This window comes from Brevibacterium ravenspurgense (assembly GCF_001584615.1).
Taxonomy (GTDB): domain Bacteria; phylum Actinomycetota; class Actinomycetes; order Actinomycetales; family Brevibacteriaceae; genus Brevibacterium; species Brevibacterium ravenspurgense.
Genome location: NZ_LQQC01000012.1, coordinates 229,937 through 249,401 on the forward strand (window position 1 = coordinate 229,937; position 19,465 = coordinate 249,401).

Sequence of the window (19,465 nt, forward strand, 5' to 3'; positions counted from 1 at the left end):
TTTAGCGCGTGAGTTTGCATTACCGCGTGAGTTTGGGTGTCCGGAGGGGCCGTGGCCATCATCTTCACGTCTGCACTGTCGGCGATACGCCTATCAGTCGGGCACCGTCGCAGCCTGGATTTGCGGTGTATTGCAGTTTCACGCTTTAAAGCGGTGCTTTAGCGCGTGAGTTTGCATTACCGCGTGAGTTTGGGCGTCCGGAAGGGCCGTGGCCATCATCTTCACGTCTGCACTGTCGGCGATACGCCTATCAGTCGGGCACCGTCGCAGCCTGGATTTGCGGTTTAATGCAGATTTGCGCGTTAAAGCGCTGCATCAGCGCGTGACTTTGCATTACTGCGTGAGTCTGGGCGCCAGAAGGGCCGCGGCCACCCCAGCAAAGCCCGCCATTGCGTGAGTTTGGGCGCCAGAATGGTCGCGGCCATCATCTTCCCGCGTGCACTGTCGGCGATACGCCTACCAGTCGGGCACCGTCGCAGCCTGGATTTGCGGTTTATTGCAGATTTGCGCTTTAAAGCGGCGCATTACCGCGTGAGTTTGCATTACCGCGTGAGTTTGGCCGCCAGAAGGGCCGTAGCCATCCCAGCAAAGCCCGCCACTGCGTGAGTTTGGGCGCCAGAAGGGCCGCGGCCATCATCTTCCCGCGTGCATCGTCGGCCATACGCCCACCAATCGGACACCGTCGCAGCCTGGATTTGCGGTTTAATGCAGTTTCACGCTTTATTGCGGCGCATTACTGCGTGAGTTTGCATTACTGCGTGAGTCTGGCCGCCAGAAGGGCCCCAGCCACCCCAGCACAGCCCGCCGCTGCGTGAGTTTGGCCGCCAGAAGGGCCGCGGCGACCACCTTCCCGCGTGCATCGTCGGCCATACGCCCACCAGTTGGACACCACCGCAGCCGACCTAGTGACTTCTGCCACAATTAACCGGTTCACAGAATAGGGAAGGACAGCTATGAGCACTCCGTCTGCAGCGCAGAGTCGCAGAGCCGCACTGGGTTCATTCGTCGGCGCGGTCGTCGAATGGTACGACTTTCTGCTCTACGGCCTGGTGGCAGCAACTGTGCTTGGGCAGGTGTTCTTCCCGGAGTCGAGCCCCGTCGCATCGCGTCTGGCGGCTTTCGCAACCCTGGGTGTGGGCTTCCTGTTCAGGCCTTTGGGCGGCATTATCTTCGGCCACTTCGGTGACCGCATTGGGCGTAAGCGGATGCTCGTGTGGACGATGACCATCATGGGTGTTGCCACCGCCCTCATCGGTCTGCTGCCCACATATGCGCAGATCGGCTGGGTGGCTCCGCTGCTTCTGGTTGTTCTGCGCTGTGTGCAGGGCTTGGCCGTCGGCGGTGAGTGGGGTGGTGCGGCAATGCTTGCCGTTGAGAACGCTCCGCGGGGCCTGCGTGCACTGTTTTCGTCCGGTGTGCAGATCGGCTATTCGGTGGGCTTGCTCCTGTCGACCGCAGCGGTGTCACTTCTCAACAGTGTCCTGTCTGACGAGGCGTTCACGGCTTGGGGCTGGCGCATCCCGTTCATCTTCAGCGCCCTGCTGGTGGCGTTGGGCCTGTGGGTCCGCGCCGGGGTAGAAGAATCCCAAGAATTCAGACAGGTCGAAAAGCGCCTGCAGCAAGAGGACGAACCTAAGCGTCTGCCGTTGTTTGAGGCGGTCCGCCGCTACCCGGCCCAGCTGGTGCAGATCATCGGTCTGCGGTTCATCGAGCTGTTCTCGATGTACGTTGTGACAACGTTCGCGCTCGCCTTTGCTGTCGACAACCTGGGCTTTGAGCGCCAGACCATGCTCAACGTCAATCTGTTTGTGGGCGGTTTGGGCATTTTGACGATCCCGCTGTTTGCCTACCTCGCTGACAGGTTCGGCCGTATGCGCGTGTACCTGTTCGGTGTGGTTGTCGGTGTGGTTTTTGCGTTCCCGTTCTTCTTCGCCTTGGACAAGGGTGCGTTCATCGGCATTGTCATCTGCGCGATCATTTTGGTGAACATCGCCCACGATGCTGTTGTGGCTGTTCAGCAGCCGCTTTTCGCTTCGATGTTCCCGGCTGAGTTCCGGTATTCGGGTGCTGGAACCGCCTATCAGGTGGCGGCCGCTATTGCGGGTGGGTTCACGCCGTTTATTGCCACGTGGCTGGTGGCAATCGGCAACGGTTCGTGGCTGGGTGTTGCGATTTACCTGGTTGCCGGCTGCCTCATTTCGGGCCTGTGCGGCATCTGGGTGGCGCGCACGCACCGGGAAGCTCACTGAGTGGCCGGCCGGTGCCGGCCAGATGAATAACGAGGTGCCGCTGCCCGGTTCCTGAACCTCCACCTCGTGAGGGGCGTAGCCTGGGAGTGACCTGCCGGTGTCGTTGGGAAGTGGAATGCAGCGGATATGACTGTGACTGCGCCGATCGTTGTCGCTTTGATCCTGGCTTTGCTTGTCGGGGTGACGATTGGGCTGTTCGGCGGTGGGGGTGGGATTCTCACGCTGCCGATCCTGACCTATGCGGCGGGGTTCCCAACGGAGCAGGCGATTGCGATGTCGTTGTTCATTGTGGGGACAACGTCGCTGATCAGCGCGGTGCGGCATGCGTTCAGCGATCGGGTGCAGTGGAAGATCGGGACGGTTTTTGCGCTCGGTTCGATGGTGGGTTCGTTTTTCGGTGGGAAGCTGTCGGGGTATCTGCCGGGGACTGTGCTCATGCTGATCTTCGGGACGGTGATGTTTGCTGCTGGTATCGGCATGATTCGCCGTCGCCGAGGTGACACTGTCGAACGCCGCCCCAAGGTGTGGTTGGTGGTTGTGCTGGGCACGATGATCGGTGTGATTGCCGGTCTGGTTGGCGCTGGGGGAGGGTTCCTCATTGTGCCGGCGCTCGCCCTGGTGGGCGGTTTGGGTATGAACTTTGCGGTGGCCACGAGTGTGTACATCATTGCGCTGCAGTCAGCGGCCGGTCTGCTTGGTCACTTGGGGCAGACGGAGATCCCGTGGGTGTTCACGCTGGTGTTCACGGGACTGTCGATTGTGGGTTCGATGATCGGGGCGTCGTTCATCGGCAAAGTGCCCGAAAGGAAGCTCAAGAGGGGCTTCGGTGTGTTCGTTCTGGCGATGGCGGTGTTCGTGCTGGGCGAGCAGATCCTGTCGGCGGTCTAACTTATGTCAGTGCCTGCCGCTACTGTGTGAGCATGAGCACATCAATCCGTGTCGTTGGGGCGGTCATTCACCGCGAAGGGCAAGTTTTGGCGTGCCGGCGCAAACCGGAAAAGTCTGCCGGTGGGCAGTGGGAATTCCCTGGTGGAAAAGTCGAGTCCGGGGAAGCCCCTCGGGTGGCCCTGGCTCGTGAGCTCAAGGAAGAGCTTGGATTGACCGACGCGGTAGTCGGCGACCTTGTCACGCGTGAAGTTACTCCGGTCGGCACAAACAACATCGACCTTGCCTGCTATTGGGTGACAACCTCAGCGGATATTTCTTCGAGCACGGATCACGATGCTTTTCAGTGGCTGGCACCCGAAGACTTTGCCACTGTCACGTGGGCAAAGCCCGATCTTCCCGCTTTGCAAACGATTGAACAAAGCGGATTCCCGGTGGAAGGCCAATCATGAACGTTCCGAAACTGCAGCCAGGCCTGTACGAAAGCCTTGTGACCACAGGGCTCGAGCGTGTTCTGCAAGAACATGAAAATCGTCTCGAAAGCGATCTACGGACAATTGATGAAGCTGACCTTCCGCACGTTTTGTCGCGCTATGTTGCGCAGCAGGTCGAAGACCAACTGAAGGCATTGAATACAACGGAGCAGCGCGTTGAGTTCGTGAACACGATTCTGGCGGGCATCCGGACGCTACCAGAAGAGGGTCAGCTGTCTACGGGGCACAAGCCCAGGCAGCTAATGGGTGTGGCGAGGCCGCCTCTTCCGCCACCTACCCCTCCGAGCATTCCGTTGTCAGATGTCGCACTTCTGACGAACGCTTCGAGCGATCCCAGTCTGGGCCCCGTAATTACAAGCGAAATGCAGAGTGCAGATCGGGTCGACATCATCATGTCGTTCATCAAGTGGTCAGGCATTCGTGTTATTCACGATCAGCTGCTCGATCTGCGGCGCAGGGGAGTACCGGTGCGGGTACTCACAACCTCCTATATGGGTGCCACTGAAAAGAAAGCGCTCGACTTCCTGGTCAAGAACTGCGGGGCCGAAGTCCACATCAGCTACGACAACAAGACAACCCGGCTGCATGCCAAGGCATGGATTTTCCACCGGAACACGGGTTATGACACTGCGTACATCGGAAGCTCAAACTTGAGCCATGCGGCAATGGTTGATGGCCTCGAATGGAATGTTCGCGCCTCGCGGGTACAAACACCGGAACTGGTCGAAAAGTTCGAAGCAACCTTTGAAAGCTACTGGCAGTCGCCGACGTTCGAACCGTACGATCCAGAAGCTGACGGTGAACGCCTCGAAAAGGCACTCAACGAAAGCTCAACGAATAAAACTCCTACTTCGCTGTTGGCTAGTTCGCTCGACGTGCGCCCCTACCCGCACCAAGCCATCATTCTGGATGACCTCCAACACGAGCGCCAGGTTTTGGACATTCACAAGAACCTCGTGGTGGCTGCAACTGGTACGGGTAAAACCGTGGTTGCGGCGTTGGACTACCGCCGTTTGTGTCAGGACACCGACGGACCGCGTCCACGCTTGCTGTTCATTGCTCACCGGCAAGAAATTCTCGAACAATCCCTACGGACCTTCCGCGATGTCTTGGGCGATGGGTCGTTCGGTGAACTTTTCTCGAGCGGGTACCAACCCACAGCGTGGGATCATGTGTTTGCGTCGATTCAATCGTTCTCGAAAGAAGAACAACTCTCCCGCTTTGCGCCGGGACACTTTGACGTCATCATCATTGACGAATTTCATCATGGCATGGCTGATTCGTACAGCAGGCTCATCAGCCACTTCACTGAGTACCGCGAATTTCTTGGCCTTACCGCGACCCCCGAAAGGGCGGACGGGCAGAACATTGTTGCGCACTATTTCGGCGGCCGCATCGCCAGCGAGCTCAGACTGTGGACAGCGTTAGATAACGACCTCCTAGTGCCGTTTCACTACTTCGGGATTGCCGATGGTGTCGATGTGTCCGATGTTCAGTTCACAGCGAGTGGTTACAGTGTTTCCGGCCTGAACAAGCTATACACAGGCAATGATGCCCGTGCCCGGAAGATCATTGAGGCAACCACCGACATCGTCTCTAACACCAGCACTATGAAAGCCCTCGGCTTCTGTGTGTCTGTTGAACATGCCGAGTACATGACGCGAGTCTTTAACGAAGCTGGTATCCCATCCGAAGCTGTCACGGGACAAACACATCCAAGCATTCGGACTGAAGCCATCGAAAAACTTGCTCGTGGCGAACTCAATTGCCTCATGGCTGTCGATATATTCAACGAAGGCTTCGACCTGCCTGCGATCGACACCATCCTCATGATGCGCCCAACCCAGTCGGCCACCATCTTTATGCAGCAGCTGGGCCGCGGCCTACGCCGCTCTCCAAACAAGTCGGTCCTTACGGTCCTCGACTTCGTTGGTCACCAGCACAAGAATTTCCGCTTTGACATCAAACTGCGTGCGCTCACGGGTCAAGGGCGAAAGAGTCTCCAACAAGCAGCCAAGAAAGGGTTCCCGTTCCTGCCGGCGGGATCGCAGATTGTGCTCGACTCAGTGGTGCAGGAAGAGGTTGTGAGCAACCTGAAGAGTCAGCTTGACATGAAGATCGGTGCCTTCCTGGCGGATGTTCACGAAAACTCTTCAGAGATTGAGAGACAGCAAGGCCTGCGGCTGAAGGAGTACCTCGATAGGACGGATCGCGATCTCTCAGCTGTATATAAAGCCAGCGCCAAACGCACGTACAGAGGGGTAACCGGGCCCAACTCGTGGCAGCAATATGAAGCCTGGGCCAATACGCGAGGCAGTTTTCGCCCCAGTGTTGCCGAACAGCTTCTGCTTGAGCGGATGCGCAGTTTTGTGCACGTTGATGACCCGGATAGGTTCCGCGGCTATCGGCGAGTTCTGAACGCAGACGCTGTAACACCCGAGCTTGCGCGGGATCCGCTGGCACTCATGTTGTACTACTCGTTCTGGCCAAGCGGGCACTCGGAGGGCATTGAAGCAGGACTCGAACACCTCCTGCGTGCTGATTATGTGCGTGACGAACTGGACCAGATCATCGAGTTCCAAGAGTCCCGTTCGCGGGTGGTCCCGCAACCCCTAAGTGGTGGTCTGGACACTCACCCGATCCGCAGTCACGCAACGTACTCACGTGAAGAGTTGTTTGCCGGCCTGGGTGTGGGATCACTCAACAGCGAAAAACCCGGCAGTATCCGCGAAGGCGTCAAATGGGTTCCCGAACTGAAAACCGACATCCTTCTGGTGACCCTGAACAAGTCGGCAGCTGACTATTCGCCAAGCACCATGTACCGCGACTACGCGTTGACGGAAACGCTTTTCCACTGGGAATCACAGAGCTTGACGAGGGCTGAGTCACCCACTGGACAGAGGTACATCAACCACGAACGTGATGGTTCGAACGTCGTGCTGTTTGTGCGTGAATCCAAGGTCGGTGAGATCGGAACCGAACCGTACACCTGCCTGGGTAATGCGCGGTATGTCAGTCACGAGAGCGAAAAACCCATGCAGATCGTGTGGGAACTTGAACGACCAATGCCAGCGCGGCTGTTCGAAGCTGCCAAGGCGGTTCAATAAGACCTGCCGAACAGACCGCTGCTGCAACCAGGCCGACACCTCAACGGTCCACCCAGAACCCGCCAGACCACCCAATCCTGTGCGCCAGCGCACTGTCCTTGCTAAGGTATCGGCCGTACGACAGGGGAGCGCCTCGGATCAAACCTAGAGATCCGAACAAGGGCGCTGAGAGTGCGATGCCGCAGACCCTCGAACCTGCCCGGTTAGCACCGGCGAAGGAAGTCGAGCACACTCTTGACCCCTCCTTGCCTTGAGGAGGACTCATGACACAGGACAACCGTGTCCAGCCCGGACACCACACCAACCCAAGCAACCCGAACACCACCTCGTCATCACAGACGAAAAACCCACAGCCGCAGAACCGCCAAACAAAAACCAGCCTGCGCTGGCGGACCGTTGACATCATCGTCACCGTGGTCATCGCAGTAGCAGTCGGCGTCATCTTCTGGGGAGTCGCCGCCATCTGGGGCGTCTTCGAACTCTGGACCGTCGCATTCCCACCGCTGGTCGGTCTGTTCGGCGGCATCTGGGTGCTCGCAGGGCCACTCGCCGGAATCATCGTCCGCAAACCCGGCGCCGCCATCATCGCCGAAACACTCGCCGCCGCCGTCGAAGCAGTACTGGGCTCCCACTTTGGCGCAAACGCAATCATCTCCGGCCTCCTGCAGGGAGCCGGCGCCGAAATCGTGTTCCTCGCCTTCCTCTACCGCAAGTGGAACCTGCCCGTCATGCTCCTGTCCGGCCTCGGCGCAGGCGTCGCCCTGGTGGTCGGCGAAATAGTCATGTACTACGCCAAATGGGCTATGACATTCAAGGTCGTCTACGCCGTGTGCGGAATCGCCTCCAGCATTATCATTTCCGGATTGGGTGCATGGCTCCTGTGGAAGGCAATCGTGCCCACAGGCGCACTGTCAGCCTTCGCTTCCGGGCGAATGACAACCACACCCCGCCAGCACACAACCCCCAACCGCACATGAACTGAAAGACCTCGATGACCCACACCGCACACACCACGCCCACACGCAGCCTCACATGGCGCACCGTTGACATCATCGTCGCGGCGGTACTCGCCGTCGCACTCGGTGCCGTGTACTTCGCGTGGACGTCCCTGCGGCCCATCATCGACGTCCCGTTCAACCTCGTGTTCCCACCAACCACGGGCCTAGTCGGCGGCCTTTACCTGCTGGCCGGGCCCGTGGGGGCACTCATCATCCGCAAACCCGGCGCCGCGATCGTGTGCGAACTCATCGCCGCAGCAACCGAAGCCCTCCTGGGTTCCGTCTTCGGCCCGGTCATCCTGTTCACCGGCCTGTGCCAGGGCATCATGACCGAACTCGTCTTCGCCCTGACCCGCTACCGCCGCTACACCCTCGGCATTTCCGTGCTCGCCGGCCTAGCACCCGCTATTTCGGTGTCCATCACCGACAACATCTTCTGGAACGCCGGCTGGGCCCTCGAATGGCAGCTGGTCTTCGCCGCCTGCGCCCTGGTCTCCGGACCCGTATTCGCCGGCCTGGGCGGCTGGTTCGTCTACCGCGCCATCCGCCGGACCGGAGTGCTGACCGGATTCGCATCCGGCACCGACCCGCGCCCGAGGCGCCGCCCACCTCACGCCGCCTCCTCACCCGAAGGTGCAGGTCACCGGGGGAGCCCCTCAGAAAGCGAAAGTCCCGCAGATTCGTGACCACCACCTCGTCATCCCGACCCGCGGCAGTGTCCGCCCGCGGGTTCACTTGGTACCACTCCGGCCGTGCCGAACCGGCCGTTTCCGACCTCGACCTTGAAATCCCAGCCGGCCAGAAAGTTCTGCTGGTCGGCGGTTCCGGCGCTGGAAAATCGACGTTCCTTCACGCCGTTGCCGGTGTCCTGCCTGATGAATCCGGCGAACAGTTCGGCGAACTCCTGGTTGACGGCCTCCCACCGGACCCTGCCCGCGGAATCTCCGGGCTTGTGCTGCAAGACCCGGATTCGCAGGTGATCCTCGCCGAAGTCGGCGACGACGTGGCCTTCGGCATGGCCAATGTCGGCATCCCCGCTGCAGACATCGCCCGCCGAATCCCCGAAGCCCTCGACATTGTTGGCCTCGACGTCCCGCTGACTCACCCGACGGCAGCCCTGTCCGGTGGGCAGAAACAGCGCCTGGCCATCGCCGGGGTCGTCGCCATGCAGCCGGGCCTGCTGGTGCTTGACGAACCCACCGCCAACCTCGACCCGGCAGCCGTCGAATCCGTGCGCGACTCCATCATCGCCGCGCAAGAAGCCACTGGCGCCACCATGCTGATCGTCGAACACCGCCTGCCGGTGTGGACCGAGCACGTCGACCGGATTGTGGTCTTGGGTCCCGGCGGTGTGCTCGCCGATGGCAGCCCCGACACCATCCTGAGCGACCAAGCCTTGCGCCCCTCACTGGAAGCGGCCGGCCTGTGGCTGCCCGACGCAGCCCTGCCCACGCCGTACGTGCCGACTGTTGGCGACGTTCTCATGACCGCCGACGGCCTGGGCGTTCAGCGTGAAAACAGCGAACCCGTCGCCGAACTGACTGCGGCGATTCACGCCGGCACAGCGCTCGCCCTGACCGGCCGCAACGGTGCCGGAAAATCCACCACCGCGCTGACCCTGGCCGGTCTGCTCAAACCCGCCTACGGCCAGCTCACCGCGGCAGACCAGCTGACCACCCTCAACGGCACAGTCCGCCCACCCAAACACAGTGACCCCTTCCGGTGGAGCTCCCGCGAACTCGTGCCCCGCATCGGCATGGTGTTCCAAGAACCCGAACACCAATTCCTGCGGCCAACTGTGCTTGACGAACTGCGGTTTGGCCCACAGCGAGCCGGCTGGGATCCCCAAGCGGCAGACGACCGCGCCGAACAGCTCCTTGCCGCACTGCGGCTAGAACACTTGGCTGACATCCATCCGCAGCAGCTCTCCGGCGGTGAAAAGCGCCGCCTGTCAGTGGCCGCAATGCTCGCTGCCCGGCCGCGCATCCTCATCATCGACGAACCCACTTTCGGCCAAGACGCCCGCACGTGGCGAGCGCTCGCCGAACTCGTCATCGACGAACTGCGCGCCGGCCAAGCAGTCGTGACCGTCAGCCACGACGAACCCTTCATCGACACCCTGGGGGCGGTGCGCTGTGAATTCGCCTGACAACACTCCAAACACCACCGCCCAGCCGACCCCAGCACCCGGTGAGGGTGCGGCGGGCAGCCAGGCTGCGCCTCGTGCCGTGATCCTGCCCCGCTCAGCAGCCCCCGTGCAGGTGGATCTGCTGGTGCCCATCCGCCGGCGCACCGCCTTTCTGCGCGCCAACCCGCTGTCGAAGATGGCGCTCGCGTTCATCCTCATGTGCGGTGTGCTGTTCAGCATCGACATCGTCAGCGCATCCGTCATGCTGGCCCTGCAGGTGCTCCTGTTGCCGTTGACGGGCCTGCGGATCGGCGCGATGCTCAAACGCCTGTGGTTCCTGCCCGGCGCGGCCCTCATCGCCGCCTGGGCCACAACAATCCTGGCGGAGAAAACCGGCGACGTGCTGGTGCACATCGGCCCGCTGCTCATCACCACCGGATCGCTGGCATCCGGTACCGCAATCGGCGTGCGCGTGCTGGCGCTCGCCCTGCCCGGAATCGCCATCGCATCGACCGTCGACCCCACCGACCTCGCCGACGCACTCGTGCAGAAGCTGCACCTGCCGGAGCGGTTCGTCATGTCAGCGCTCGCCGCCACTCGCCTGGTCACGCTGTTCACGGCCGAATGGCAGACGCTGTCCTTTGCCCGCCGCGCCCGAGGTGTCGGCCCCGACACGCTCCTGCGCCGGCTTGGGGGAGTGGTTCCGGTGGCATTTGCGCTGCTCGTCCAGGCAATCCGCCGCGGTACCCGCCTGGCGATGGCCATGGAGGGCAGGGGTTTTGGCACCAGCCGTCGTACCCAGCTGCGCCAGTCGCGCTTTCATCCGCGGGACGCAGTGATTGTTGTGGTTGGGGTTCTTATGAGTGTTGCAGCCATTGGAGCGGCCGTCGCGGCAGGGACGTGGAGTCTGATCCTCACGTGAGGCGGCTTCGCCAGTGCCAGAGGTTGCCGTTCGCGGCCGGGGTGACCGGCGGCTGCGGCTGACCGAGCCTGCGATCACTGGAAGAATGAGCGTGTGAGCACTCAGCAGAACACACCCGTGACAGAAGAAGACCGCCGCATAGCCCTGCGGCGCATGCGCACCCTGGCCACCGGCCTTCTGGTGGCCGCGGCGCTCATCTGGCTGGCCACCGTCATCTTCACCGACAGCACGGGTGTGTGGGGCTTCGTCAAAGCCGGTTCCGAGGCGGCCATGATCGGTGCTCTTGCTGACTGGTTTGCCGTTACCGCGCTGTTCCGCCACCCGCTTGGTCTGCCGATTCCGCACACCGCGATCATTCCGCGCAAAAAGGATGTGCTCGGCGAAAGCCTGTCGGCGTTTGTCGCATCGAACTTCCTCACCTACGACACCGTCGCTCCAAAGGTGGAATCCGCTCGCGTCACACAGCGGGTAGGTGCATGGCTGAGCAAACCCTCATCGCAGGATGCGGTGGTTCGCCGAGCAGGCATGGGCCTGCAGTACGTGCTCGATCGGGTTGACGACGACGCCGTTGCCGACCTCACTCGCGACGTCCTCGTTCCCCGGCTCATCCAAGTGCGCAAAGCACCTGTGCTGGGCCGCCTCATGCAGGAGATCGTCGCCGATGGTGCGCACGAACACCTGGTCGACCTCGTTGCCGGGGAAGCTCACTCCTGGCTGCTGTACAACCCGCAGGTGGTTGATGACATCGTCAGCCAGCGCGCCCCCGAATGGGTGCCCAGGTTCGCCAACCGCATGGTGTCGGACAAACTGCACCGCGAAATCGTCGGCTGGATCGCCGATGTGCGCGACAACCGCAGCCACCGCGCTCGCGGAGCGCTCAACGAATGGCTGACCGGCATCGGAACGCAGCTGCAAGAGGAATCCTCACTGGCTGAGCGGGTCGAGGCGACCCTGGCTGACATGCTGTCGCGCGAGGCGGTGGTCACCTCGGCTGTTGCCATGTGGGAATCGACATCCCGCCTTCTGCGCGAATCCGTGCTTGACGCCGACGGCACCGTCCAGCAGAAGCTGCGGGACGGGCTGGCCGAATTCGCCGCCCGCATGACAGACGACGAAGCCTTTGCGAACAAGTGGAACCACACACTGGCCGTCGCCGTAGCCGACGGCGTGGAGTCCTTCGGCGGTGAGCTCACCAGCGTCATATCGGACACGATCGCCAGCTGGGACGCACGCGAAGCTGCTGAAAAGATCGAACTCTACGTGGGCAAAGACCTGCAGTACATCCGCATCAACGGAACCGTCATCGGCTGCCTTGCCGGTCTGCTCATCCACACCGTCGCAGTGCTCATAGGGGGCTGAGCCTGCTGCTGACCAGGTGAGCCCAGCCCAACCGGGCGGGGCGGAGGAGGCGCCCTCCACCTCGTGAGAGGACCGGACCGGACGTGTCCGTGGGTGGCCCTATGATGGTGAGCCGCGGGGAAGCCCGCGCGTAGGGGGAGAAAGACTGATGGCCGACAACACATGGGAACACGCAGACGCAGGTCTGCGCACACCACCGCAGGACCGTGACGCCGAAGCCAGCGTGCTCGGCGGCATGATGCTGTCAAAGGACGCAATTGCGGACGTTGTCGAACTCCTGCGCGGCGACGACTTCTACATCCCGTCGCACGAAACCATCTACAACACCATCCTCGACCTCTACGCCGCCGGCGAACCAGCAGACGCCGTGACCGTGGCCAACGCCCTGTCCAAAGCCGGATCCATCGCCCGGATCGGCGGCCCCGCCTACCTGCACACCCTCATTTCGTCCGTGCCCACAGCGGCCAACGCCGGCTTCTACGCGAACATCGTTCGCGAACAGGCCATGCTGCGCAAACTCGTCGAGGCCGGCACCCGCATTGTGCAGATGGGCTACGACGCAGAGGGCGACACAGAAGACCTCGTCAACCGGGCTCAGGCCGAAATCTATTCCGTCACCGAACGCAACGCATCGGAAGACTACGTGCGGCTGTCAGAAGTTCTGGGGCCCACGGTCGAAGAAATCGAGCGCTCCGGAGCCCACGACGGCGACACCATTGGTGTACCCACCGGCTTCTACGAATTCGACGAACTCACCAACGGCCTGCACGCCGGGCAGATGATCGTCATCGCCGCCCGGCCCGGTATGGGCAAATCAACGCTGGCCCTGGACTTCGCCCGTTCCGCCGCCATTCACAACAGCCAGACCACCGTCATCTTCTCGCTGGAAATGGGCCGGCAGGAACTCACCATGCGCCTGCTGTCAGCCGAATCCGGCATCCCACTGCAGGCCCTGCGCCACGGCGACCTCGACCAGAGCCGCGACTGGACCACCCTGGCCAACACCATGGGACGCATCAACGACGCCCCGCTGTACATGGACGACTCCCCAAACATGGCGCTCACCGAAATCCGGGCCAAGTGCCGCAGACTCAAACAGCAGCACGACCTCAAAATGGTCGTCATCGACTACCTGCAGCTCATGACCTCCGGCAAGCGCGTCGAATCACGCCAGCAGGAAGTCTCCGAATTCTCCCGTTCGCTCAAACTGCTGGCCAAAGAACTCGAAGTCCCCGTTATCGCACTGTCCCAGCTGAACCGTTCATCCGAACAGCGCACCGACAAACGCCCCATGGTGTCCGACCTGCGTGAATCCGGTTCGATCGAACAGGACGCCGACATGGTTCTGCTGATCCACCGCGAAGACGTCTACGATCCCGAATCGCCGTCGGCAGGTGAAGCGCAGATCATCGTCGCCAAGCACCGAAACGGACCCACCGGCGAAATCACCGTCGCGTTCCAGGGCGCGAAGTCGCGCTTTGCAAACATGCCGAGGTGACGGGCTGCGACTTTGGTGCCGGCCAGCGAGCGGCACCTGGCAGCGGGAGGTGGGCGGCACCTCGGGCCTCGGAACGTTACCGAACCGGCACCTGAGAGCCCACCCAGAAAAGTGTGGATAAACGCTGGACGGGGTAGACTGAGGCCAAACGTCCTAATCCGCTTTAGTGAAGAGGTCACTTATGCAGGTCATCGGTGCCATCATCGCCCTCATTGTCTTCGCCGCCTCGTGGGTTATTCTGCCCGCACTCTGTGTCGCAGTCGGTTGGGTTATCTGCTGGATCTACGAACTCGGTCGCCGCGCGTTCTTCAACCACGCTGCGCACCAGTCCAAGGTTGATCAGCTGGCAAAGACCACCAACTGAACTAGTTGAGCTGAAAGCCGGTCCGCCCACCGCGGACCGGCTTTTTATGTGTGCTGTCACAGTCTTCAACCGTCACTCCGCTAACCATCAATCCGAAAGGAGCGAGCGATGATTCTGTACGGAGTCGCCGCGCTCGCCGCAAGCGTGCTGGCCGGCACCATCATCGGTGAAATCCTCGGCCAGCTTCTGGGCGTCGATGCCAACGTCGGAGGTGTGGGCTTCGGCATGATCCTGCTGATTGCGCTCACCACCTGGCTGCGCAGCAAAGGCAAACTGCCCGCCCCCACCGAACACGGCGTCCTGTTCTGGAACGCCATGTACATCCCCATCGTCGTTGCCATGGCCGCAATCCAAAACGTGTACGCGGCCGTTGGCGCTGGTCCGGTCGCCTTGGCCGCCGGTGTAGCTGCCACTGTCGTCAGCCTTGCCATGGTGCCGCTGCTGTCGAAAATCGGTGCACCGTCCGAGCCTCTGCCAGACGTTGAAGAGCCAACTGAGGAAGCCGAATCAGCCGAAGCCACGGAAGGCAGGGGTCGCTGATGCTCGACGCTGTTGTTTCAGTTCTTGAAGACCTCGACCTGCTGGTGGCATTCGTTGTCGTCGCAGTCATCATGATCGTCTCCGGCTGGCTGTCGAAAACCCTCACAAAAGGACGCCTGCAGGCTTCGGCCATCGCAATCGTCTTAGGCCTGGTGCTCGCCTACTTCGGCGGCCTGGCCACCGGCGGCAAGAAGGGCATTTCCGACATCGCCATATTCGGCGGTATGGCCCTGCTGGGCGGGTCAATGCTGCGCGACTTCGCGATCGTGGCAACCGCCTACGGCATTGACGTGCGCGAACTCAAACGATCCGGACTGCCCGGTGCTCTGTCGCTCATCATCGGCGTTGTGCTGTCGTTTATCGTCGGCGCCGGCGTGGCGCTTGCTTTCGGCTACCGGGACGCAGAATCGATCGCAACGATGGGTGCGGGAGCCGCCACCTACATCGTCGGCCCCGTCACCGGAACCGCAGTCGGCGCATCTGAAACTGTGATCGCCCTGTCGGTTGCCGCCGGCCTGGTGAAGTCGGTGCTTGTCATGATCGGCACACCGTTCGCCGCGAAGCTCATTGGCCTGAACAACCCGAAGTCCGCCATGATCTACGGCGGACTCATGGGCACAACCTCCGGTGTAGCCGCAGGGCTCGCCGCCACCGATGAACGCCTGGTTCCCTATGGCGCGATGACCGCCACCTTCTACACCGGCCTGGGCTGCCTGCTGGGTCCGAGCGTGTTCTACCTGGCGGTCCGGGCGTTCACGGGCTGACTCCGGCTGAGCCATCACAGGATGATTTTGTAGCCCTCGTGGGTGGCCTCGAAGCCCAGCCGGTCGTAGAACCGGTGGGCGTCGGCGCGGGTCTTGTCGGTTGTCAGCTGCACAAGCCCGCACCCGGACTGTCGGGCGCAGTCGATTGCCCACCTCATGAGCGCGCTGCCCAGTCCCATGCTCTGGTAGTCGTCCGCCACGCGGACGGCCTCCACCTGCAAGCGCGACATGCCCTTCCGGCTGAGGCCGGGCAGGAACGTCATCTGGAACGTCCCGGCGAGCGGGACGGGCTCACTTTCACTGGATTCTTCTGACGAGGCGCCGCGCGCCTCTCGCACGGTCAGGAGGGCATTGTCTGGGCTCGCCTCGATGAGGTCGAAGGCCCGCTCATAGGCTTCGGCATTCTCCTGCCAGCCTTCACGGCCGACCCCGAGAACGTCGTCGGTCAGAAGCTCGACGATGGGCCGGACATCGTTCTTCGTCGCCTTGGTGATGGAGAAAGCGCGGCCGGCAACGGTGACCTGCGAGGGAAGACAGTAGGAGAACATGCCGAAAGTCTAGGACGAAAGGCGACAGGCACCTCGGCAGCTGTGCATTTAATCGCGCAATCGAGGAAAAAACGGCGACTTTGCCTCCCTAATCCACCCAGTCAGCAGAAAAACAGCTGCGGGGGCGGCTGCGGAAAAGTCCGCAACCGCCCCCGCAGCTGGTTCAGTTCGTGCAGGAACGTGCACTACACGCGGATCAGAGGAAGGCTTCGCCGGCCTCTGCGCGCTTCTTGAGGTACTCCGAGGGTGCGAAGCGTTCGCCGTACTTCTGTGCGAACTCTTCAGCGCGAGCAACAAAGGCCTTCATGCCGCCGGGGTAGCCGTTGATGTACTGGAGCACACCACCGGTCCAGGCGGGGAAGCCGATGCCGAGGATCGAACCGATGTTGCCATCGGCCACGGTCGTGAGAACGCCCTCTTCCAGGCAGTTGACGGAGTCGATTGCCTCAGCGAACAGCATGCGCTCACCAAGTTCGTGAATGTCGACGCCTTCGTGCTTGGAGTTGTACTTCTCACGCAGGCCCGGCCACAGGCGGGCGCGCTGACCGTCTTCGTATTCGTAGAAGCCTGCGCCGTCCTTGCGTCCGGTGCGACCTTCGTTGATCATCCACTCGACAACGTCCAGCCCGAACTCTTCGAAGCGTTTGCCCTCAGCCTGGTTGGCCGCACGGGTTTCGTCCGCAATCTTCTTGTTCAGGGTGAGTGTGAGTTCGTCCATTAGCTGCAGCGGACCAGCGGGGTAGCCGGCCTGCAGGGCAGCCTGTTCGATCATCTGCGGTTCGACACCCTCGCCGACCATGCCGATGGCTTCCAGGAGGAACGTGCCGATGACGCGCGAGGTGAAGAAGCCGCGCGAATCGGTGACCACGATCGGGGTCTTGCGGATCTGCTGAACGAAGTCGAAGGTCTTCGCAAGCACAGCGTCCGAGGTCTTCTCGCCGCGGATGATCTCCACCAGCGGCATCTTGTCGACCGGGCTGAAGAAGTGGATGCCGATGAAGTCTTCCTTGCGCTCGACACCTTCTGCCAGCGTGGTGATCGGCAGGGTCGAGGTGTTGGAACCGAGAACAGCGTCGGGTTCGACAACATCCTGGATTTCCTGGAACACCTGCTGCTTGACATCGACGTTCTCGAAAACAGCTTCGATGACGAAGTCAACGCCCTTGAAGTCTTCCGCGTCGCCGGTGGTGGTGATGCGGTCGAGCAGAGCCTGCGACTTGTCTTCGGTTGTGCGGCCGCGCTCAAGCGCCTTGGCTTCGAGCTTCCGGGCGTAGTCCTTGCCCTTTTCGGCTGCTTCCTTCGACACGTCCTTCAGCACAACGTCGATGCCGGCCTTCGCGCTGACGTAGGCGATTGCGGCACCCATCATGCCGGCACCGAGAACACCGACCTTGGTGGCCTGGAACTTCTCAAAGCCCTCGGGGCGGGACTTGCCGGCCTTGATGGCCTGCATGTTGAAGAAGAACGCCGTGATCATGTTGGTCGACGTGGGGTGCGCCAGCAGGCTGATCAGGTAGCGCGACTCAATTGTCGAGGCGGTGTCGAAGTCCACGCGGGCACCTTCGACTGCCGCTGACATTGCGGCAAGCGGCGCCGGCATGGGGGCACCCTTGAGCTGCTTGCGCAGCTGGGCGGGCAGAGCCGCAACCAGACCCTGGTTGTCCTTCGGAGCACCGCCGGGGATCTTGAAGCCTCGTTCGTCCCACGGCTTGACGGGTGCCGGGTTTTCCTTGATCCAAGCGCGAGCGGCTTCGTCCATCTGGTCCAGCGGAACGACGTTGTCGATCAGTCCGATGGCCAGTGCCTTTTCCTGGTCGAACGGCTTAGCCGGCAGGATGACGTTCTGGAGTGCCTTCTGCAGGCCGAGCATGCGGGTGACACGGGTGACACCGCCGCCGCCGGGCAGCAAGCCCAGGCTGACTTCGGGCAGACCCAGCTGGATGCGGCCGTTGTCAGATGCGGCGATCCTGTGGTGGCAGGCCAGCGCAAGTTCGAAGCCGCCGCCGAGTGCCGCACCGTTGATGGCTGCGACAACCGGCTTGCCCAGCTGCTCCAGACGGCGCATGAGGGCCTTGGTGTATTCAAGCTTTTCGAATTCGGCTTCCAGAGCCTCTTGAGGCATGTTGAGGAAGCCGGTCAGGTCGGCGCCTGCGAACCAGATCTTCTTTTTGGCGCTCTTGATGATGACGCCGGTGATCGAGTCGACTTCCGCTTCCAGACGCTCGACGGTCCCTTCGAGCGAGGTGAGGAAGTGCTGGTTCATGATGTTGGCGCCGCTGTTCGGATCGTCCATTGTGATGGTGACGATTCCGTCGGGGCTCTGCGACCAGTCGTATCCGGTGTATTCAGTCATGGTTTTTCCCCTCAGACTCGCTCGATGATGGTTGCGATGCCCATGCCGCCGCCGATGCACAGGGTGGCGAGGCCGCGCTTGAGGTCACGGCGCTCGAGTTCGTCCAGCAGCGTGCCCAGGATCATGGCGCCGGTGGCACCCAGCGGGTGGCCCATGGCGATGGCGCCGCCGTTGACGTTGACCTTGTCGTGCGGGATGTTGAGGTCCTTCATCCACTTGAGCACAACGGCCGCGAACGCTTCGTTGAGTTCGAACAGGTCGATGTCCTCAACCTTCAGGCCCGCAGTCTTGAGCACCTTTTCGGTGGCCGGGGTGGGGCCGGTCAGCATGATCGTCGGGTCCGAGCCGGTGACGGCGGTGGCGACGATGCGGGCGCGCGGCTTCATGCCGAGCTTTTCGCCGATGGCTTTGTTGCCGACCAGGGTCAGCGCGGCACCGTCGACGATGCCGGAGGAGTTTCCGCCGTGGTGGACGTGGTCGATCTTTTCGATGTGTGCGTACTTCTGCAGTGCGACAGCGTCGAAGCCGACTTCTTCGCCGAGCTTGGTGAAGGAGGGCTTGAGCTTTGCGAGGTCGTCCACGGTGGTGCCGGGGCGGCGGTGTTCGTCTTCTGCCAGAACGGTGAAGCCGTTCATGTCCTTCACGGGGACGATCGACTTGTCGAAGTAGCCGTTCTGCCAGGCGTTTTCGGCGCGCTTCTGCGATTCGACGGCGTATGCGTCGCAGTCTTCGCGGCTGAAGCCTTCCGTGGTGGCGATGAGGTCAGCGCCGATGCCCTGCGGGGCGAAGTAGGAGTGGTAGGCCGTCTGCGGGTCTTCTGACCATGCGCCGCCGTCGGATCCCATGGGGACGCGGGACATGGATTCGACACCGCCGGCGAGCACCAGCTGGTCCCAGCCGGCCGAGGTCTTCTGGGCGGCCGTGTTGACGGCTTCCAGGCCCGAGGCGCAGAACCGGTTGAGCTGGACACCTGCCACGGTGTCGGGCAGGCCGGCCGCGATGGCTGCGGTGCGGGCGATGACGGCACCCTGTTCGTCAACCGGGGTGACAACGCCGAGCACGATGTCGTCAATCTGGTTGGGGTCAGCCTGGGGGTTGCGTTCGAGAACGGCGTCGATGAGGCCGGTCACGAGGTCAATTGGCTTGGTTCCGTGCAGTGCGCCGCCGCGGTTCTTACCGCGCGGGGTGCGCACCGCGTCATAGATGTACGCGTCTGACATCGGTGTCCTCCGATCTGGGGAGCAGTTTGTGTCTAA

Annotated in this window: 16 protein-coding genes; 13 read left to right on the forward strand and 3 right to left on the reverse strand. The window is 62.0% G+C overall.

The window, feature by feature from the left end; all coding sequences use genetic code 11:
* Positions 1-953: 953 nt before the first annotated feature.
* The 13 genes from shiA to madM all read left to right on the forward strand — a co-directional run bounded on the left by shiA (position 954) and on the right by madM (position 15,308).
* On the forward strand, positions 954-2,249 hold the full coding sequence (shiA, locus tag Bravens_RS09650) for a shikimate transporter (protein WP_062022872.1): 1,296 nt from the start codon (positions 954-956) through the stop codon (positions 2,247-2,249).
* 126 nt (positions 2,250-2,375) lie between these two features.
* Positions 2,376-3,137: a sulfite exporter TauE/SafE family protein gene (locus Bravens_RS09655; RefSeq protein WP_082791126.1), complete on the forward strand. Its 762-nt coding sequence runs from the start codon at positions 2,376-2,378 to the stop codon at positions 3,135-3,137.
* A gap of 32 nt (positions 3,138-3,169) precedes the next feature.
* Entirely contained in the window at positions 3,170-3,586 is a 417-nt protein-coding gene (locus Bravens_RS09660) for a (deoxy)nucleoside triphosphate pyrophosphohydrolase (protein ID WP_062022875.1), read from the forward strand.
* On the forward strand, positions 3,583-6,735 hold the full coding sequence (locus tag Bravens_RS09665) for a DEAD/DEAH box helicase (RefSeq protein ID WP_062022878.1): 3,153 nt from the start codon (positions 3,583-3,585) through the stop codon (positions 6,733-6,735). Before Bravens_RS09660 ends, Bravens_RS09665 begins: the two co-directional genes overlap by 4 nt.
* A gap of 263 nt (positions 6,736-6,998) precedes the next feature.
* Complete coding sequence (locus Bravens_RS09670; protein WP_082791127.1) at positions 6,999-7,712, forward strand: ECF transporter S component; 714 nt, start codon at positions 6,999-7,001, stop codon at positions 7,710-7,712.
* 14 nt (positions 7,713-7,726) lie between these two features.
* Entirely contained in the window at positions 7,727-8,419 is a 693-nt protein-coding gene (locus tag Bravens_RS09675) for an ECF transporter S component (RefSeq protein ID WP_062022881.1), read from the forward strand.
* Positions 8,416-9,882 (forward strand): ABC transporter ATP-binding protein, encoded by a 1,467-nt coding sequence (locus Bravens_RS09680; RefSeq protein WP_062022883.1) that lies wholly within the window; start codon positions 8,416-8,418, stop codon positions 9,880-9,882. Before Bravens_RS09675 ends, Bravens_RS09680 begins: the two co-directional genes overlap by 4 nt.
* Positions 9,869-10,783, forward strand: coding sequence for an energy-coupling factor transporter transmembrane component T family protein (locus Bravens_RS09685; RefSeq protein ID WP_062022886.1), 915 nt, complete (start codon positions 9,869-9,871; stop codon positions 10,781-10,783). The genes Bravens_RS09680 and Bravens_RS09685 overlap by 14 nt, the downstream gene beginning before the upstream one ends.
* Positions 10,784-10,876: 93 nt before the next feature.
* On the forward strand, positions 10,877-12,142 hold the full coding sequence (locus Bravens_RS09690) for a DUF445 domain-containing protein (RefSeq protein WP_062022889.1): 1,266 nt from the start codon (positions 10,877-10,879) through the stop codon (positions 12,140-12,142).
* A 148-nt stretch (positions 12,143-12,290) separates the two neighbouring features.
* Positions 12,291-13,640: a replicative DNA helicase gene (gene dnaB, locus Bravens_RS09695; RefSeq protein WP_019174251.1), complete on the forward strand. Its 1,350-nt coding sequence runs from the start codon at positions 12,291-12,293 to the stop codon at positions 13,638-13,640.
* 181 nt (positions 13,641-13,821) lie between these two features.
* Positions 13,822-14,004 carry a hypothetical protein gene (locus tag Bravens_RS09700; RefSeq protein WP_061944600.1) on the forward strand — a complete coding sequence of 61 codons (183 nt, stop codon included), beginning with the start codon at positions 13,822-13,824 and terminating at the stop codon, positions 14,002-14,004.
* A 108-nt stretch (positions 14,005-14,112) separates the two neighbouring features.
* Positions 14,113-14,544 (forward strand): malonate transporter subunit MadL, encoded by a 432-nt coding sequence (madL, locus tag Bravens_RS09705; protein WP_082784810.1) that lies wholly within the window; start codon positions 14,113-14,115, stop codon positions 14,542-14,544.
* A complete protein-coding gene (gene madM / locus Bravens_RS09710) occupies positions 14,544-15,308 on the forward strand; it encodes a malonate transporter subunit MadM (RefSeq protein WP_062022892.1) in 765 nt (254 codons plus the stop codon). The genes madL and madM overlap by 1 nt, the downstream gene beginning before the upstream one ends.
* Before the next feature lie 14 nt (positions 15,309-15,322).
* Here madM and Bravens_RS09715 read toward each other — a convergent pair whose 3' ends face one another.
* From Bravens_RS09715 to Bravens_RS09725, 3 genes are all read right to left on the reverse strand, one after another.
* Entirely contained in the window at positions 15,323-15,856 is a 534-nt protein-coding gene (locus Bravens_RS09715; RefSeq protein WP_062022895.1) for a GNAT family N-acetyltransferase, read from the reverse strand.
* Positions 15,857-16,052: 196 nt separating this feature from the next.
* Entirely contained in the window at positions 16,053-18,209 is a 2,157-nt protein-coding gene (locus tag Bravens_RS09720) for a 3-hydroxyacyl-CoA dehydrogenase NAD-binding domain-containing protein (protein WP_062022897.1), read from the reverse strand.
* A gap of 11 nt (positions 18,210-18,220) precedes the next feature.
* Positions 18,221-19,429 carry an acetyl-CoA C-acetyltransferase gene (locus tag Bravens_RS09725; protein ID WP_062022900.1) on the reverse strand — a complete coding sequence of 403 codons (1,209 nt, stop codon included), beginning with the start codon at positions 19,427-19,429 and terminating at the stop codon, positions 18,221-18,223.
* Between the last annotated feature and the right edge of the window lie 36 nt (positions 19,430-19,465).

Bases quoted from the DNA above. Each gene is read 5' to 3' on its own strand.
- Bravens_RS09700 (WP_061944600.1), top strand. From the start codon at position 13,822: ATGCAGGTCATCGGTGCCATCATCGCCCTCATTGTCTTCGCCGCCTCG.
- Bravens_RS09655 (WP_082791126.1), top strand. From the start codon at position 2,376: ATGACTGTGACTGCGCCGATCGTTGTCGCTTTGATCCTGGCTTTGCTT.
- Bravens_RS09675 (WP_062022881.1), top strand. From the start codon at position 7,727: ATGACCCACACCGCACACACCACGCCCACACGCAGCCTCACATGGCGC.
- Bravens_RS09725 (WP_062022900.1), bottom strand. From the start codon at position 19,429: ATGTCAGACGCGTACATCTATGACGCGGTGCGCACCCCGCGCGGTAAG.
- Bravens_RS09670 (WP_082791127.1), top strand. From the start codon at position 6,999: ATGACACAGGACAACCGTGTCCAGCCCGGACACCACACCAACCCAAGC.
- shiA (WP_062022872.1), top strand. From the start codon at position 954: ATGAGCACTCCGTCTGCAGCGCAGAGTCGCAGAGCCGCACTGGGTTCA.
- madL (WP_082784810.1), top strand. From the start codon at position 14,113: ATGATTCTGTACGGAGTCGCCGCGCTCGCCGCAAGCGTGCTGGCCGGC.
- dnaB (WP_019174251.1), top strand. From the start codon at position 12,291: ATGGCCGACAACACATGGGAACACGCAGACGCAGGTCTGCGCACACCA.
- Bravens_RS09720 (WP_062022897.1), bottom strand. From the start codon at position 18,209: ATGACTGAATACACCGGATACGACTGGTCGCAGAGCCCCGACGGAATC.
- madM (WP_062022892.1), top strand. From the start codon at position 14,544: ATGCTCGACGCTGTTGTTTCAGTTCTTGAAGACCTCGACCTGCTGGTG.
- Bravens_RS09665 (WP_062022878.1), top strand. From the start codon at position 3,583: ATGAACGTTCCGAAACTGCAGCCAGGCCTGTACGAAAGCCTTGTGACC.
- Bravens_RS09660 (WP_062022875.1), top strand. From the start codon at position 3,170: ATGAGCACATCAATCCGTGTCGTTGGGGCGGTCATTCACCGCGAAGGG.
- Bravens_RS09715 (WP_062022895.1), bottom strand. From the start codon at position 15,856: ATGTTCTCCTACTGTCTTCCCTCGCAGGTCACCGTTGCCGGCCGCGCT.